We start from the raw sequence: 14,906 nt of genomic DNA, 5'->3' as shown, positions 1-14,906 counted from the left end.
TTTGCGCATCGAAGTCCCCCGTGCCGAATCAGTTCGGTCCAAGGGAATCAGAGTGCGCTAATTAGGTACAGACCCTAGATAGAGGCGTAAACCCGCCGGCTCATCACCCGGCTGACAGGGGCGACTAGCGCTTACGCTCTCGGGACCAAGAATGTCGGCCGGCAGAGGCCTTATTTGCTTCCAGTCTAGAATGAGAATGGCGGTCAGGGCACCAGTGAGATGAACGCCGCCGGGACGCTGTATTTCCAGCCCGGCGGCGTATTCGTCAGTTGTCCTCTACCAGCCGGACGATGCTGGCCGCCGGCGCCTTGTCCTCCGTATCGATCAGGAAGTCCCTTACGAGCCGCTCTGCAAGCCGTAGGACGATCAGCGCGTCCTTTGTACCGTTCGGCAGCGCAGCCGCTATCTGGATGGCGTGACGGCGGTGGTCCTGCGTTACTGCCGTCATCGGGATCGCTCCTGGTTGACGGCCCGGAAGATGAGGCACGCTCCGTCGCTGCTGTCCCCGAGCACGCGTTTCGGCTCGAGGCTGTTGCCGACGACGCTGCACACGGCCACGGCGTAATAGTCCTCCCATGCCCTCAGCAGTTCGGCCCGATGGTGATCCATCCTCGACTTGGCGTCGGCAAGCGTCACGATGCCCACCGGCACCGCAGCGCCGGCCGCTGTGAAGCCCAAGGCCCTGATGAGGAAGTTTCGCCGCGGCGTGATGATCTGGTGTTCTGTCTGCATGGCCATCACCCCACTACATCGTACCCGCTTGCTCGTGGCCGCCCAGAGCCGGGAGTACCTCAAGGATGCTCTCGAGGAGGAAATAGTGCCAAGACCGTTCTATATCTCCATCTTCCAGACGCGCCGGCCAGTGCATTCCGTCGACGTCGTGATCGATGGCATACCTGACGAGGGCACAAAGGCCGGCCAGAGTAGTCGGGCGGACATTCAAAAGCTCAATCGCGACCTCGTCGACCTCGCGACTCGTTCGTGACACAGCGCGTTGGGACTCGATCCATCTCGGATCGTCAGTCTCGAATATCTCCTCCCCCGAGGCGTCGAAATCTGAGCGGCGCCTTTCCTTTGGAACCTCGCGTTCCATATCCCCACTGTGATCGATCGCCGCTCCATATGCTGCGTAGGCTGCCTTGTGCTTCTCGATGACCTGTAGAATCGAATCGGGAGCCAGCCCCGCGGCGGCTGCCGATCCTGACACCGGAAGGGCTGCACCAAGGGCGGCTGCTCCAGCGGCCACCGCGGCGGCTTGAGCGAGGAACGCACGTCGAGAGGAGTCGGCGCCGTCAGCGGTCGACACTACAACGTTGCTTGAAGACGAGTTTAGGGGTGGCGTGATAACACGCGTCTTAGCCTGGATCATGGGATTTCTCAGTCCTCTATGGTTACGGGTCAGAGCCGAGGGGGAGCTGTAACCTTCCCTTCGGCTTGCTTTTATGGTAGCACCGTATTTATGACGAAGTCAATTAAGGTAGCATCAAAAAGACGCGGGCGCCCGCCGTCCGGGGGAAGAGACCCCGGCGTGCATATTCGTCTTCCGAAAGAGATGATCGAGGCGATAGACGGCTATTCGGCCGCCAATGCGATAAACCGATCTGAGGCCATCCGTCGTCTTGTAGAGCTCGGGCTGAAGGCGAAGAAGTAATCCGGGCGACGGAACCTCTTGCGCCGGGATTGGTTCCACGGGCGGTAAGAAAAAATTAATGTTGCAAACGTCTCCGAAATCCCCAATATCGATACGTGGGCAACGCCCCGGGGTCTGCCGATATTGCAGGCCGCCAAGAGGCTCGGTCAAACCGAGCCTTTTGTTTTTTTGAAATCAAAACAGCTGTATTTCACCCCTCGGAGAGGAATTTCGTCCGCCTTAAGATGGCAGTCGATCACCATATTTCGCCCGACCAACTTGGCATACGGCGGATAGCTATCATCGTATCCGCCCTTAATCATCGGGTACAGAAATAGGTCAGCGATCTGGGCCAGCCCATATTTCTTCGTGATTCGGTGCGGCTCTCCGAGAATGATCCGCGTGAAATCCTCTGCCCTCAATGAGCTATAAGGCGCCGAATTACTCTGATCGAATGGCATTCCATTCTGTTTCAGAGACCGCACATAATCGACGATATCGCGGTCCTCGCGCTTTCCAGATTGCTCAAACAAGATCATGAGCTTTGCGCCGCGCGAGTCGGCGTACTTTGCTGCGCGCTCGGCTAGAATAGTGGCGGCCGTCTTGCACATCTTCCACCGATTGGGACCGTGCGCTTCCTTGTATCGCGCGTTGTACCCGGGCCGATGGATGACGCAGGCAATCCCGAGCACCGGCACGCCCAGCAGCAATTCCTCAAGTTCGGTGAAAAACTTGTCCCGTTCGGGATTGTTTCGCAGAAATCGGAATTGATCTCGCAGCCCCCTGAGCTTCGTTGAGTGCAGAGGTCCAGGCAGCTGCCACTTCTTTACAAAGGCCTCGTGGCGTTTGTTCGTTTCGAGCACATCCTGATCGTCGATCAAGACCCCGCCTAGCGCGAACCCGTTGATGCCGTCGTTTCGATCCTCCTCATCGTCATCGGGTAATCGACTGCCAGAATCGTCGAAATATAGTCGCACAATTTTTGAGTTTTCCTGCATTAATCCAAACCACCCAACGGACTCCCCCGCCGCTAGCACGAAGACGGTCCCGCGCTCTAGCATAGAGTGCAAATGATTCGGATGCATCCCGAACAACTCTACCTATCCTCCTCCGGCCGCACCCACTTGTACGGCGTGATCTCCTGCTTTTGGGTCAGCTTGATCATGTGCACCGGCGGCGCGTAGCGGCCCTTCCGGCATGACCGACATTTGAGCGAGGCCTCGAGCTTCCACAGCGGGGTTTCCCGCGGCCGGCGGATCGCGTCCAGGGGAAGAGGCTCGCCTTGGTCTTGCAGCGGTTGCACTTTACCTCCAGCCAGCCGAGCCCGCCGTTGATGCATTGGCCGATCGTCGGGGACGGCTGGGCCGGCCCGCCGTAGCCTTCCATGCGCACCGAACCAAGCTTCGGCCTCTGCACGGTTCCGCCTCCTGGGCGGCCTTGCGTGCCGCCTCGCGCGCGCTCTGGGCGCGGATCTCGGCGCCCATGATCCCGGTGACGGGGACAGCCGCGAACTGACTAGGCAGCAAGCAGAGCTAATGTATCAGTACCGTAATGTCCTGCCCGGCATAGCCTATAACCGCGCTCGCCGAGCAATGTCGCGCATTCCTGCCTATCATTCGAGGAAAGGTGAACATGCTCGTAATTGATGAGACGAGGGTTGATACCTGATCCGATGATTAGCTTGATAATCTCAAAATCGAAACCTTCGGTGTCGACCTGCAAAAGGTCAATCCGGTTGATGTTGTGTTTTTCAAATAGGGTGCGAGGCGAAATGGTCATCACCCGACGCTCGATGAACGTCGCTCCTTTCGGAGCAGAACGATAGATCATATCCTTATCGAAGGAGCCAAGTCCCGTCTGCTCAGCAACGGTCCAGAATGGCCTCTCTCCATCCACGTCAGTCAGCGCGGAATTTTCAAAAGTCAGATGATCCTCATGCCCCTTGTAGTTCGCCACGAGCCGCTTGAATACATCGGGCTGCGGCTCAAGGAGAACGCCCCGCCAACGATAGTTGCGCACCATCAGGTTGATGGGGTCGAAGGCCTCGCCGTCATTAGCTCCCGCTTGAAGGAAAAAGAAATTCGGATCACTTGGTGCAGCCTGTTTTACAACAAGTTCCAAGAGATTAAGCCGGTATTTTTCTAGGTCATATCTGCGTTCGATCAAATAACCGGACTTCGCTGCAACCGACTGAATCTTACGGCGAACGGCATGGGCAATCCGCATCTGAAAATCTCCCGTTTCAGCAAACGCCACCTTCCGTTGATACAAGCATCCAGGACGGGGTCGATAACCAGTACTTCTCAGGATGAAAAGGTAGAGCCAATTGCTCACTACGCGGCCAATTTCGACATCTTATCATCGCTTTTTGAGCGAGAAGACTCAAATCTTCATCGAAATGTAGCCGTACCCTGCTCCTCCGGTTGGATGTCCAGGGGACCGATGGCAGAGGGCACGGGCTGGGGTCGCAAGTTCAACGACCCGATCAGCGTACCGGACGGTCGCCTGCTGGTCTCCCTGCGCGACGCCGCGAGCTATATCACCGCCCTCCCCGAAGACGAGGCCAGCGCGCCGGAATGGCAAGCCGCAACCGAGGCGCTTATGCTGGTGGTCGAACTGACCGGACCGACCATGTTCGCGCGCATCGGCGTCATGCGGGCCTTGAACCGCGACCACGTTCGCGAGTTCAATCCAGCGCGCAAAGATCACCACTGGGGCAAGAGAAAGCTCAAGAGGGACCAATGAACCGTGTTCGTCTATGTCGACACCAGCAAGCAGGTAGGCGACCGGGACCACATCAAGGTGTTCGCCAACTAGGATATGCGGCCGAGACGTGGTTCGAGGAGAATGACCCTGAAGGCGCGGCGTTCGAGTATGAGGTATCGGAAGTGAGGCGAACCGGCCGGCGCAGGTCCTAATTGCCGGATTACCCCGCTAACGTTTCTCTTTGGCCCTCTTCCGGCGCAAACTCTTCAGCTCTTTCTCGACCGCGCGGCGGATGAAATCAGCCATCCCGCTGTCGCCCACATGCTCGCGTATCTCCTCTCGGGTTTTCGCCGAGAGGCGCACCTGTGTCGGCTTGATTCCTAGCGGCGGTCTTCCCATCCGCTTTTGAATAAACGGTATCGGAATATTTGTCATGGCCGAAGATTGAGCCCCCACTTAGCGGTACCGTTAAGTAAGCGGTATCGTTTAATTTGACACGTCCATTTATAATCGATATCTTTTATTAATTATATTTGCAGTTGATTTTCTACAACAAGCTTATTTTGGGGTGCAATGGCGACCTTCGTTGTAGGCGATACCACCCCATACATTCCGCGCCTTGATGGGTTAAGGGCTGTCGCCATCATCGGAGTCTTGTTCGAACACTTTTCCCCCTCGTTCAGATCGTTGAGCCCCGGTGGCGCCGGTGTAACGCTGTTCTTTGTGCTCAGCGGATTTCTGATCACCCGCATTCTGATGGGCTATCGTGACAAGGGCGTCGAGACGCTGGCGGCAGCCAAGCATTTCTACTGGCGCAGGTTTTGTCGCCTTTCCCCGCCCTTCTATCTCACGATCGCCGTCACTGTGGCTGCCGGATATATTGTGCAGTCTGAATGGTGGGTCCACGCGCTGTACCTTACCAATTTCAAAATCGGTTTGGCCGGGCAATGGAATACCAGCGCCAACCATTTCTGGAGCCTGGCTGTCGAGGAGCAGTTCTATCTGGTTTGGTTCTTTGTGGTGATATGGACGCCGCGTCGCTATTTTCTGACTGCGATAGCGACGACTTTTGCGATCAATCTCCTGTTTCGATCGGCCGTCTATTTTGAACAAATGGGGCCTCAAACAACCGTCCTGCTTCCCGGCAATGTCGCGAGCTTAGCGGCCGGCGCGCTTCTCGCCGAGATGCAGCGTACTCAGAATCTTGAGCGGCTGTCTGGATTGGTGCGAAGCAAGGGATGGATTATCGTAACGGCCATCGTCTTCGTGGCGATGTCGATTTCGCTGCGCTATATCGACTGGCCGCGCGCGTTGTTCTATCCGTTCGCCGGAGCTGCATTCTTTGGGAGCGTGATCTTTGTTGCGGCGGAAGCGGGCTCAAGCTTATGGCTGGATTGGCTGGGATGGTTGCCCCTGCGCTACATCGGAAAGATCAGCTACGGGATCTATGTCTACCACTTGTTCGTCGCGCACTGGCTTCGGAATGTCTTCGATCTGCCGTGGGACAGTTGGCCGGTTTTCTTTGTGTTGTCTGCTGCATCGATTGGCGTTGCCCACGTCTCATGGTCATACATCGAGGGACCCATCCTAAAGTGGAAGGACTGGGTCAAACGCCCGCGCCTTGACGCGCAAACCACCTAGATCGAATTTTCTTCAAGGCCCTGGGACCCACGGACCTTTGCTTCTGTTTCCCACCTTGTTTCCCGCGTTCTGGGGTCTGCGTCGACACGATGCTGCTCCCCTGTGCCTCGATCATCTACTACTGCCCGCCCCCGTCAGCGCCATCCTGCATCTGCCGGTAGCGTGCGATCCGCGACGAGCGGCGGCGGCCGATGTCGGCTCCGAGACAGGCTTTGCCGCGCGAGCGTCGACCGCAGTTGCTGCAGGGAGATTATCAGCCATGTTCCACACCTACGATTTCGGAAGTCCGACCGTGACCACGCCAAGCGTAAACACCTGCCCCGCCGTCACCGCCTTGCCGCCGGAGAGAGACCCTGCGGCCAGCAACCGCGAATTCACACTATCGACCGCGGCCCAGGCGCCGACAGCGCCGTTCGTCGTGATGGCGCCGTCGGTGATTGCGTTTGAGGACACCTGTCGACCGCCGCCGCTTTTAGCCCCAGGAGACCCGAACGCGTTGCCCGCGCCCCAGTTCTTGTTCCCTACCGCGTAGGTCGATGTCGCCTCAGTAAATGACGTTGGCGTCTGCGAGCAGACGTAAATCTTGTCGCAGTCGGTCCGTAGCGCAGCCAGTCCGTTGTCGATCGCGCGATCTCCGAGAATAACGAAGTCGGCTGCTTGCGCGATGCCGACCAGGAATGCAGTCCACGGCGCGAAGCCGGGATTGACCTGAGTTGTGACATCGCCGCTGCTGCCGGCGCTTCCTTGGATTTTCCAAGCAGCGTAAATGATCCCGGCGTCATATATCTCCGTAAATCCAGTTGGCGGTGATATGGAGCCGGACAAGTCGCCCCAGGTGCTGGACAAAAACAGCACCATGCTGTTCGCCGCCGCCGTCGTGATCGCTTCAGCCGTCGCGTCTGTGCCCCAGGTATCGAAGTCGGTTGTGCTCGTTGACTGCGAGCTGCCGCCGTTCGCCGATGCTCCATCGATCGGTGATCCGGTCGCCAGCGCGCCTTGCGACGCGATGAGAAGGCCTTGCTGCGTGCACGCCACCCCGCCATTGGTAATGAACGTGTAGTTGCCACTTTCTCCGCTCGCTCTTTTTTGAAAGACCGCCGCACCGACACAAAAGCCGGTTTCGGAGACGTAGACGGCCCCGGCGACCTGCGCGAAGCCGGCCGGCGCAGTGATCGTCGTCTCTGTATTTGCCTGTCCTGCAGCAATGATCGCCGTCAATACGTCGCCGTTCGCCAGCCCGCTCGGCGGAGGCAGCACCGTGTTCGTGCTCGATTGATACGCCGTCGATGAAATGCTGCGAACCGTGACCGTCATGATTTGTGACTTTCCTTGTTCTCTGCACCGTCAAGCCCATCCGCCTGCGCGTCGACGTTCCAAGGCAGCTCGGCCAAAATTTCGAGGATGCGCTTCTCGAAGTGGCGAAACCCTATCTCTCGGAATTTAGCGAGGCTCAACGTTTTGACGCCCGGTCTGAAGTGTGTATTCTTCCTGATCTCCATCTTTTCTCCGCTCACGCTTGATCCCGTGTCTTTTCATGTCTTCCTCGTATGCTCCAGATTTCTTCCGACAGGCGTTCGCAATGTCCGTGCGGAGATCGAAGACTGCCTTCTCGATTCCTTTGCGCAACTCTAAGTCACGCGTTGCGCGTGCGGGCAAGCCGCCAAGAGCAGGCAGCATGATGCCTGCCAGCGCATCAACAAAATCGAGCATGTCGTTTATGTGGATCAATTCCTTCTTCTTCTCCGCAATCTCTATTTGCACCTTTTGAGCGCGCGCCATCATCAACGCGGTTTCCGCCTCACTCTTTGTCGATGGCGGTCGAGCGCTCCGGAGCGCCCGAATGTACGCAAGCCGGCAGGCTTCGAGATCAAAGGTCCCGCCCACCTCGCGCTGCAAGGTGCCGGCGTCAGCGAGCTGCAAGATGCGCGCACGGGACAAATCCAGATGTCGCGCCATCTCCGACACCGAGACAGATTTCGCCGATTTCGATTTCGCTAAGCGCTTCGCGTTAGCCATTCATCATTCCCGAAAGTGTTAGTGTAAGTCCGATTTTCGAAACGCCAGAAATCCTGAAATATCGCCGTCGCGCGTCCCCCGCGTCAGTTGTGAGCCCCAGAGGACCCGGCCAAGCCTTTGGGGCCTCTTTCTGGTGGCCAGTGTCCGCCGACCCCGTGTTCGATCCAGCGCACCACGCGCCACGCTAGCCCTGGCTGACCGCCGACGGCGACTGTGCGCCGCCATTGTGAGGCGGGTCGAAGGCGTCGAACGCCGGCGGATCACCGATCAGGACGAAATCGGTCTGCCGCATCCGCCGCCGCGGCAGCGGCTTGGACTCTTTGCTCTGATCGGCCATTGCAATCTCCTCCATGACAATACTTCACACCGGCGCGGTGACAGTGAACGCATGTCGGACGCCGCGCGCTAAACGTCCGAGAAGACCGGTGTCGGCGGCGCCCTCGACCACTTGAACCTGCAGAACAGCCTCGATGGCGGTATCTTCATCATGGTCGCCGGGCTGGCCGGCTTCTTGAAGCTGCCAAATGAGGGACGAGATGGCGCGCTCTGTCGCCAGCGTGTCGCGAGCGATCACGGCCAGTTTCTCGGCTCGCTGCGCGTCGCTGAGCGCCGCATCATCGTCAGCCTCGCTGTCGATCTCGCGCTCAAGCGCAGCGATAAGCGCGTCTTTCTGAAGCCAGCAAAGCACCCCAAAGCTGTCGATGGCATCTTCACCGGGCACCGCGAAACCTCGAACCTCATCTCCATTCTTTGCAACGTACCCGTACAATTCTAAACGCCCCCCGAGTTTAGGCCATTCGACACTGTCGCCGTGCTCGATCAGGGGCGACACGACGGGAGCGCCTGTGGCGGCGCGTGCTTCGATCATGCCGCGCATCTTAGCCTTGGCGTCCGCAGACAAATGCGGGGCACATTCCGTTTGGTGGCGATCCGCGGCGAGATCGCGGCGCCTCTTTCGGTGCTTCTCCAGCGCGGCCGGCACCGCCTCGAGGCGGACCGGCTTTTCGCTAGCATCTGGCGACAAGTCGACAATTCGCTGATCGGACGGAACGCCGAGTAACCATTCTTCGCACCGGCGAACGAGCCGATCGACGGTCTGCAAGCGCGCAGCCCGCACCTCGAGTAGGTCTTGGAGCCGTTTCAACTCGGCCGTCAGGCGATCGATTTCGTTGTCGATTTGGACGACCTGTATGTCGGCTGGCTCTTTCACGGTGCCGTCGTCGTTCAACGCCCCCGCGAAAAGCCCGTACCCACCTTCGGTCTTCGGGGTAATCAGCCGCCTCCGGCGCTGCTGCTTCGTAAGCAAGTCTTGCCGGACCTCGTCCTCTTGATCGCTGACGATGACCCTCGTCGCCGACCGGTCGATACGCTGCTGCCGCAAGGCTATCATCCGCGCGTATCCTTGAGGCGCCGCCGGGCGCAGGCGGTCCGCCACGTCGCCGAACTTCATCGACATTAGCGGCGACGTGATGCCCGGAACGATATCGTTCATTTGCTGCTGCTTTCTCTCAATTTCGTTGCGGGACAACATCGCCGAATAAGTTGGCCACGAATTCAAATTTCTCGCTTCTTCCACAGGCGCGGCGGATCGTGCGCTCGGATGGAACGTGATCGCGCAGCTTCAAGATTGCCCAAAGGACTGCGTTAAATTTTCCGAGATGGCGCGCCGGGCACTCGATCGCGACACGGTCGCGTTGCCACGCGCCTTCGCGATATCGACAAAGCGCTCGATGGAGATGCTTTGCGGCGGCAGCGTTTGAGAGGTGCGCGAGATGGCGAGTCGCTGCTTCGACGAGCAACCGATCACGCTCGGCGAGCACAGCCAGCGTTTCCGGCAACCGACGGCCTGGCCCGCGCTGTACCGATGACGGATCGAGCACGAACGCGCCGGGGTCCGACCGGATCACAGACGCCCACCGACTTGCTTGCGCGCAAATCTTGGCATATCGATAAATCTCCTATGCAAACCAACTTCACGGCCCCGCGCTCGGATGAACAGCGCGGGGCCGTTTTTAATCCACGATGAATCTGCCCCCGCCCGCCGTTCGCGCCAGAGCTCGCGCAGCGGCAGCCTCTACTTCGTCCACCGAACAGCTTGCCCAGCAAGCGTCACAAACGGCCGCCGCGCCGGCCTGGACCGGATCGTCGATCGCCGTAGCCAGCAGAAACAGCATCGGGAAAATGTTGCCCGAGCCGCCGAATTGCCGACGGCAAACTATGCATCGTGGCCGACGGCCAGCTACGTTAGCGAACCAGCTATCGATCGCGCCCTGGAAAAGCTCGGAATGTGGATGACCAGCCAACGACGTCCCGGTCGTTATCAGCGCGGTGTCGAGGCCACCGCTCTTGGCTGATTTCTTGAATTCCGCGCGTGCCGCCCGCCGGGTCGACCTACTCATTTCAGCCCCAGAGCTTGATTGAACTTTTCCATAATCCGGCCCGGCTCTGCACCGCGCGCGGCCTCGATCGCCGACAACACCTTTGTTGGTCCGAGGGTCGCGACGTATTGCGAGATGAAATTTCGTGCCCCGCGGCGTCATCGGAACCCTCTCTAGCAATTCGGCCGCCTCGGCGAGCGCCGCCTTCAGCGCGAAACCCGACAACGTGAACGGTTTTTCGGTCGACGCTGCCGGAGCGGCCGCGATCGCCGGTGCAGGCTGTCGCGGCGCTAGGTCATGCTCGAGCCGCCGTACCCCTGAGAAGAACTCGATTTGCTCGGCCCGGCTTAGAGCGACGACACGGTGAGCAACGCGCTCGAGCAGTTCCTCGACGGACATCGGTTTCGGCCCAGCGGCCTTCTCCCGCGCAATATCGGCAAGCTTGGCGACCTGCGCCTCCGGGGTATCTTCGCGCGATGCCGTCAGTAGAGCCGACTGATTGTCGGCTAGACCTGCATCCTTAGCGGCCTGCTTTGCCTCTGGCGTTATCGAGGCCACCTTTACCGCCCGATGAACATCCGGCTGGCTCAGCCCAAGTTCCCTAGCTGCATGTGCTTGCCCGCTCTCGGGTCTCCCACCGGAACGGGGTTTCAATTCAGATTGAATAGAAACCCGCCTGCGCTCGACGAGCTCGACCCATTTTGCGATCTGCTCGGCACGCTCCAGAGCCGAAAGCTCGGCGCGATGCAGGTTCTCCGAAATCTCCAACAACTGCGCATCTATCTCGTCGCAAGCGACGATGACGCACCCAATCTTCGCCCATCCAACCCGTCGGGCCGCCTCGAGGCGGTGCCGGCCGGTGACCAGGATGTAGCCGCCATCCTGACCGGGCCGGACACAGATCGGGCTCTGCAATCCAACACTGCCCATCGACTCGACCAGCCCCTCGATGTTTTCTTCGGTCAAATCCCGCCGCCCTTCGAGCACTTCGATTGCGTCAATCGGCAGCTTCTTAAACTTCCTGCGCATCGTCATCGCGACGCCCCCCGTTTGGTAGCCAACAACGTCACGATGAACTTGACCGGGCCGGTTCCACTCGCGTCGCGCGACGCCGCAGCGATTGCCGCGATGACCTCGGCCTCGCCGAACATGTCGGCCCAGTACGCAACCCGAAGATTTGCCATTTCGGCGGTGAGCCCGCCCTCGCGCTTAAAGTCGTCGCCGGGCTTGACGTTTTGGTGCAGCCATTCCGCGCACGCGGCGAGATCTTTGAACGGCGCCTCTGTCACCGCGGCTATCGCTTGTGTTGAGAAATGCGAGGTCATCGACTACTCCGCTGCCTGCGCGAACGAGGCCAGGCCGTGTTTTTTCAGAAGATGCTGGGGTGCTCGACAATCTGGTGATTCAGGCGCTGGGCCAAAGCGCGATACGTACCTGGTCCATCGCCCGAACTTGATGTAGGTCGACAAGACGTCGTCCCATTCGGAATCGGCAATCGATCTTGAGGATCCGTCGAGAGCGGCAAGCTCTCGATCGATGGCATCAATTAAACTGCCCCGTCTGGACCGAGGATCACCGAGCTTGCGGGCATCTTCATCGACCCAGTTGCGGGCTTTGGCCTGCCAGTCGCGGGACATGGCTTGAGGACCGTCGACCTGCCGATAATGATTTACGAAACGATCGATCGATCTGCGAACCGCGTCGTCGCTATCGAGACGAAGCAGCGCCCAAAGATAGTTCTCGTCCGAAAGCCTGAAATCATCAGGGATCAGGGTCGCGCGCGTCTCTCCCTCATGGTTAAGAAATGGTTTTAAATGGTTAGTCGGCAGCCGGCTGCCGGTTTCAGTGTCGTATCCTGCCGGTTTCAGTGTCGTATCCTGCCGGATTTGTTCCGACAAAGCGGCAGGATCCTGCCGGTTTTCCTCGGACGAAAGCGGCAGGCTACTGCCGGTTTCCTCGGAAGAAACCGGCAGTAGGCTGCCGGTTTCCCCTTCATCAAAAGCGGCAGCCGGCTGCCGGTTTGTAAGCTTTAGCGTGTACCTGCTGGGATGGCCTGGACCGCGTCCTATCTTGATGTCGAGGTGGCCGCGTTGTTGAAGACGCTTGACCATGTCGCGAGCGGTCCGCTCTGACATGACCGCCGCGCCGACGGTCTCAAGTGATGGCCATGCCACCAACGATCCGTCCCGCTCGAACGTCTCTCCGTTGATCCACTGGCCAAGCTCGAAGGCAACCTTGAAGGCGCTCGCAGGTAAATCGCGATCGCGCTTGACCTGGTTCAACCAATCGAACAGCAGCGCGGTTCTCTTAGCTGGCGCACTCATCGGCGCACCTCGACGCCGAGGAAGTCCGCCAGTGCCGCGGCGCCAGCGTCCGCCTGTGCCTGGTCGGGAAAGCGATGCCGCGATACCCAGCGCAAGGCATTGCTGGTGTAGGTGACGGAGTACGACACTGTCCCGTCGGCTACATCGCGGAACACCGCGGTGGATACGACTCCGCCGGCTGCCTTGGTTGCGATCCGATGCGCCATCACTATCGCCCCGTCTTCCTCGCCAAGGCGGCGCGCATCGCAGCAGCTAACGCGGTTTCCGATTGCTGTCCGTTAGGGGCTTTGCTATCTTGCCGAGGATCGCTGCCAAGCCGATCGGTATTTCCGCGAGCCCTGCCGTTTCCCGCGGCGGGGCTTTCGCTTTGGGGGCTAGGCGGCCCATCTCGGTGGTTTGCAAATCGGTAGCTAACCGATTGATTGTTGGTCGGTGGAATCGGTCCCGGTTTGCACAAAAGGCGAGACGATTCAACGTATCCCCCTAGACTACGAATCTGAGGGTCGGACGTTCGAATCGTTCCGGGCGCGCCATTCCGCGATGTTGCACGATTTCGTGGCCTACTAGGGCAAATGCCGCATCAAACGCCCAGGGTCGCAGTGGGGCAGCGCACGAGTCTCGGACAGATATCGGGTGTAGTGGACAACGGCCGAGAGAGCGGACCCGACAAGCTCGACGCGGACGTTAATCCCGCTCTCCAGGCCCCGCCAGAAGCCAAGTACCGTCGATACGATTGCTTCCGGCGCGTCTTCCTGCACGAGATGCTTCGCATTGGGTACGATGTGAAAGTGAGCGTTTCGAACCCGGCGCGCAAGCTCGCGACCGTCTTCAAGTGGAATCCACTCGTCCTTCTCTCCCCAAAGGATGGCGACGGGACAGCGAATCTCGCCGTATCGCCACTCGACCTCCTCCGAGTATCTGTCGTCCATCTGCGCGATCTGGCGCCAAAAAGCTTTTTGGCCTTCGGCTCCCAGCCACGGTGCAAGATACAGCTCAATCTCGTCGTCTCGTAACGCGTTCGCAACGGCGCCGCTGATGTAGGCACGCAGGATTGCTTCGTGAACGTAGGATGGCAGGCCGCTAAAGACCGCCTCGTGTTCCTTGGCGGCTTGGACGAGCAGCGAGCCTTGCGGGCTGATTGCGACCGGATCGATGAGCACCAACGATCGATAGTTCAGCCCGTTAAGCAAATGAGCGCGCAGCGCCGTGGAGCCACCGAAATCGTGCGCGATGACATCCGGGTCTTGTAGGCCCCAATGACCGTAAAGGGCTGCGAAAAGCTCATTCTGAACGCCACGGGACACGTCGCCGTTGGGCTGGTCGGACCTACCATAGCCAAGCATATCGAAGCAGAAGACACGTCGCTGTCGGGCCAGCAAGGGTCCAATTCTGCGCCACTCCGATGATGAAAAGGGCGTACCATGCAGCAAAATTGCGTGCGACCCCTCGCCCATTGCTCCCCAAGCGATCGAATGCCCCCGAAACGTGAAGCGCTCCGGAAGAGGCCAATCCGCTGTCGTCATTGATCCGACCTTTGATCTGCTGCAGCTAATCTGTCGGCAACGATCGGCCCGATCGCAGGTTCCAATGGATCGACCCTGGGGCCATGCGTCGATAGCGGGAAGATCGAGAGAGCAGCCATCGAAAGGGCAGCCTTCTGGGGGATAACGGGACCACCCTCCGAAATCGCGCCCGCCGCCGCACGCAAAGGCGTAGAGAAAAGTCGTGAGGAGTCGCGAGCTTTGCCGGTTGGAGCGCGCAACGGCCGCCCCATCATAGCGCCACGGCGAAGCGATAGTGCCCATCTTCATCGGCAGCGGCCTCCCATGCGATCATGGCCGGACATCCCGCCGAGCACGCGCAACAAGACGCTATGCTGTGAACGATGGCGCTCGGAACGTTGATTTTGAATGCTTTCGCGCTTCGAGCGGCACCAGACCGCTTCATACGGTGCCGCTGCAGTGCCATCTGAAACAATGTGCAGACAAACACTTACGACCCCGGATGGCACAGAGCGACACCGTCGCTTTTATCTTGCCGTCCTAATCGGTCGAGATCCACACCCAGCTCTCGGTCGGTAAGGTCGGGTATTGTCGATAGCGGACCAGAAGGCGGACATGGCAATGCCGACGCGAATGACCCTGAACGGACATGCTGTCGGCATATCCTAGCGCTGTTTCAGTGCGGACCGATTATTGTCCAATTGATTTT

General features: G+C 59.2%; 19 protein-coding genes and 1 pseudogene. 3 read left to right on the top strand and 17 right to left on the bottom strand.

Features of this window, described 5'->3' with window-relative positions:
- Nucleotides 1–265: 265 nt before the first annotated feature.
- Genes AC5ZG5_RS17130 through AC5ZG5_RS17120 form a run of 3 tightly spaced genes read right to left on the bottom strand, consistent with a single transcriptional unit; the run spans nucleotide 266 to nucleotide 1,369 of the window.
- Nucleotides 266–448 (bottom strand): hypothetical protein, encoded by a 183-nt coding sequence (locus tag AC5ZG5_RS17130; protein WP_456642803.1) that lies wholly within the window; start codon nucleotides 446–448, stop codon nucleotides 266–268.
- The gene (locus AC5ZG5_RS17125; RefSeq protein ID WP_456671188.1) at nucleotides 445–738 is read right to left on the bottom strand and encodes a hypothetical protein; all 294 of its coding nucleotides are present in this window, start codon (nucleotides 736–738) and stop codon (nucleotides 445–447) included. The genes AC5ZG5_RS17130 and AC5ZG5_RS17125 overlap by 4 nt, the downstream gene beginning before the upstream one ends.
- A 7-nt stretch (nucleotides 739–745) precedes the next feature.
- A complete protein-coding gene (locus AC5ZG5_RS17120; RefSeq protein ID WP_456642805.1) occupies nucleotides 746–1,369 on the bottom strand; it encodes a hypothetical protein in 624 nt (207 codons plus the stop codon).
- Between the two features lie 159 nt (nucleotides 1,370–1,528).
- Here AC5ZG5_RS17120 and AC5ZG5_RS17115 point away from each other — a divergent pair, with 159 nt between their 5' ends.
- Nucleotides 1,529–1,651, top strand: a complete 123-nt coding sequence (locus AC5ZG5_RS17115) for a ribbon-helix-helix protein, CopG family (protein ID WP_456642806.1) — start codon at nucleotides 1,529–1,531, stop codon at nucleotides 1,649–1,651.
- Between the two features lie 146 nt (nucleotides 1,652–1,797).
- Here the strand turns inward: AC5ZG5_RS17115 and AC5ZG5_RS17110 are convergent, their stop codons facing one another.
- From AC5ZG5_RS17110 to AC5ZG5_RS17100, 3 genes and pseudogenes are all read right to left on the bottom strand, one after another.
- The gene (locus AC5ZG5_RS17110; protein WP_456642807.1) at nucleotides 1,798–2,628 is read right to left on the bottom strand and encodes a DUF3800 domain-containing protein; all 831 of its coding nucleotides are present in this window, start codon (nucleotides 2,626–2,628) and stop codon (nucleotides 1,798–1,800) included.
- A 98-nt stretch (nucleotides 2,629–2,726) separates the two neighbouring features.
- Nucleotides 2,727–3,114: pseudogene (locus AC5ZG5_RS17105) on the bottom strand (hypothetical protein).
- A 31-nt stretch (nucleotides 3,115–3,145) separates the two neighbouring features.
- The gene (locus AC5ZG5_RS17100; protein WP_456642808.1) at nucleotides 3,146–3,856 is read right to left on the bottom strand and encodes an FkbM family methyltransferase; all 711 of its coding nucleotides are present in this window, start codon (nucleotides 3,854–3,856) and stop codon (nucleotides 3,146–3,148) included.
- On the opposite strand from AC5ZG5_RS17100, the gene AC5ZG5_RS17095 reads away from it, so the two are divergent.
- Entirely contained in the window at nucleotides 3,842–4,375 is a 534-nt protein-coding gene (locus tag AC5ZG5_RS17095; RefSeq protein ID WP_456642809.1) for a hypothetical protein, read from the top strand. The two genes, AC5ZG5_RS17100 and AC5ZG5_RS17095, sit on opposite strands and share 15 nt — an antisense overlap.
- 189 nt (nucleotides 4,376–4,564) lie before the next feature.
- Here the strand turns inward: AC5ZG5_RS17095 and AC5ZG5_RS17090 are convergent, their stop codons facing one another.
- On the bottom strand, nucleotides 4,565–4,771 hold the full coding sequence (locus AC5ZG5_RS17090; protein WP_456642810.1) for a hypothetical protein: 207 nt from the start codon (nucleotides 4,769–4,771) through the stop codon (nucleotides 4,565–4,567).
- A gap of 138 nt (nucleotides 4,772–4,909) precedes the next feature.
- Here AC5ZG5_RS17090 and AC5ZG5_RS17085 point away from each other — a divergent pair, with 138 nt between their 5' ends.
- Nucleotides 4,910–5,977: an acyltransferase family protein gene (locus AC5ZG5_RS17085; RefSeq protein ID WP_456642811.1), complete on the top strand. Its 1,068-nt coding sequence runs from the start codon at nucleotides 4,910–4,912 to the stop codon at nucleotides 5,975–5,977.
- A gap of 270 nt (nucleotides 5,978–6,247) precedes the next feature.
- Here AC5ZG5_RS17085 and AC5ZG5_RS17080 read toward each other — a convergent pair whose 3' ends face one another.
- The 10 genes from AC5ZG5_RS17080 to AC5ZG5_RS17035 form a co-directional block, all read right to left on the bottom strand.
- Nucleotides 6,248–7,291, bottom strand: coding sequence for a hypothetical protein (locus tag AC5ZG5_RS17080; protein ID WP_456642812.1), 1,044 nt, complete (start codon nucleotides 7,289–7,291; stop codon nucleotides 6,248–6,250).
- Between the two features lie 126 nt (nucleotides 7,292–7,417).
- Complete coding sequence (locus AC5ZG5_RS17075) at nucleotides 7,418–7,993, bottom strand: hypothetical protein (protein ID WP_456642813.1); 576 nt, start codon at nucleotides 7,991–7,993, stop codon at nucleotides 7,418–7,420.
- 184 nt (nucleotides 7,994–8,177) lie between these two features.
- Nucleotides 8,178–8,330, bottom strand: a complete 153-nt coding sequence (locus tag AC5ZG5_RS17070; RefSeq protein ID WP_456642814.1) for a hypothetical protein — start codon at nucleotides 8,328–8,330, stop codon at nucleotides 8,178–8,180.
- A gap of 24 nt (nucleotides 8,331–8,354) precedes the next feature.
- Nucleotides 8,355–9,485: a hypothetical protein gene (locus tag AC5ZG5_RS17065; protein WP_456642815.1), complete on the bottom strand. Its 1,131-nt coding sequence runs from the start codon at nucleotides 9,483–9,485 to the stop codon at nucleotides 8,355–8,357.
- Between the two features lie 16 nt (nucleotides 9,486–9,501).
- Nucleotides 9,502–9,900, bottom strand: coding sequence for a hypothetical protein (locus AC5ZG5_RS17060; RefSeq protein WP_456642816.1), 399 nt, complete (start codon nucleotides 9,898–9,900; stop codon nucleotides 9,502–9,504).
- Nucleotides 9,901–10,005: 105 nt separating this feature from the next.
- Nucleotides 10,006–11,406, bottom strand: coding sequence for a ParB/RepB/Spo0J family partition protein (locus AC5ZG5_RS17055; RefSeq protein WP_496165453.1), 1,401 nt, complete (start codon nucleotides 11,404–11,406; stop codon nucleotides 10,006–10,008).
- Nucleotides 11,403–11,696, bottom strand: coding sequence for a hypothetical protein (locus AC5ZG5_RS17050; RefSeq protein ID WP_456642818.1), 294 nt, complete (start codon nucleotides 11,694–11,696; stop codon nucleotides 11,403–11,405). The genes AC5ZG5_RS17055 and AC5ZG5_RS17050 overlap by 4 nt, the downstream gene beginning before the upstream one ends.
- Before the next feature lie 3 nt (nucleotides 11,697–11,699).
- Complete coding sequence (locus tag AC5ZG5_RS17045; protein WP_456642819.1) at nucleotides 11,700–12,695, bottom strand: hypothetical protein; 996 nt, start codon at nucleotides 12,693–12,695, stop codon at nucleotides 11,700–11,702.
- A complete protein-coding gene (locus tag AC5ZG5_RS17040; protein ID WP_456642820.1) occupies nucleotides 12,692–12,901 on the bottom strand; it encodes a hypothetical protein in 210 nt (69 codons plus the stop codon). The genes AC5ZG5_RS17045 and AC5ZG5_RS17040 overlap by 4 nt, the downstream gene beginning before the upstream one ends.
- 357 nt (nucleotides 12,902–13,258) lie before the next feature.
- Nucleotides 13,259–14,149 carry an alpha/beta fold hydrolase gene (locus tag AC5ZG5_RS17035; protein ID WP_496138692.1) on the bottom strand — a complete coding sequence of 297 codons (891 nt, stop codon included), beginning with the start codon at nucleotides 14,147–14,149 and terminating at the stop codon, nucleotides 13,259–13,261.
- Nucleotides 14,150–14,906 lie beyond the last annotated feature (757 nt).

It is taken from the genome of Bradyrhizobium sp. Ses1 (genome assembly GCF_059512365.1).
The sequence above is the reverse complement of the archived record's forward strand: the minus strand, read 5'-3'. Positions and strand labels throughout refer to the sequence as shown.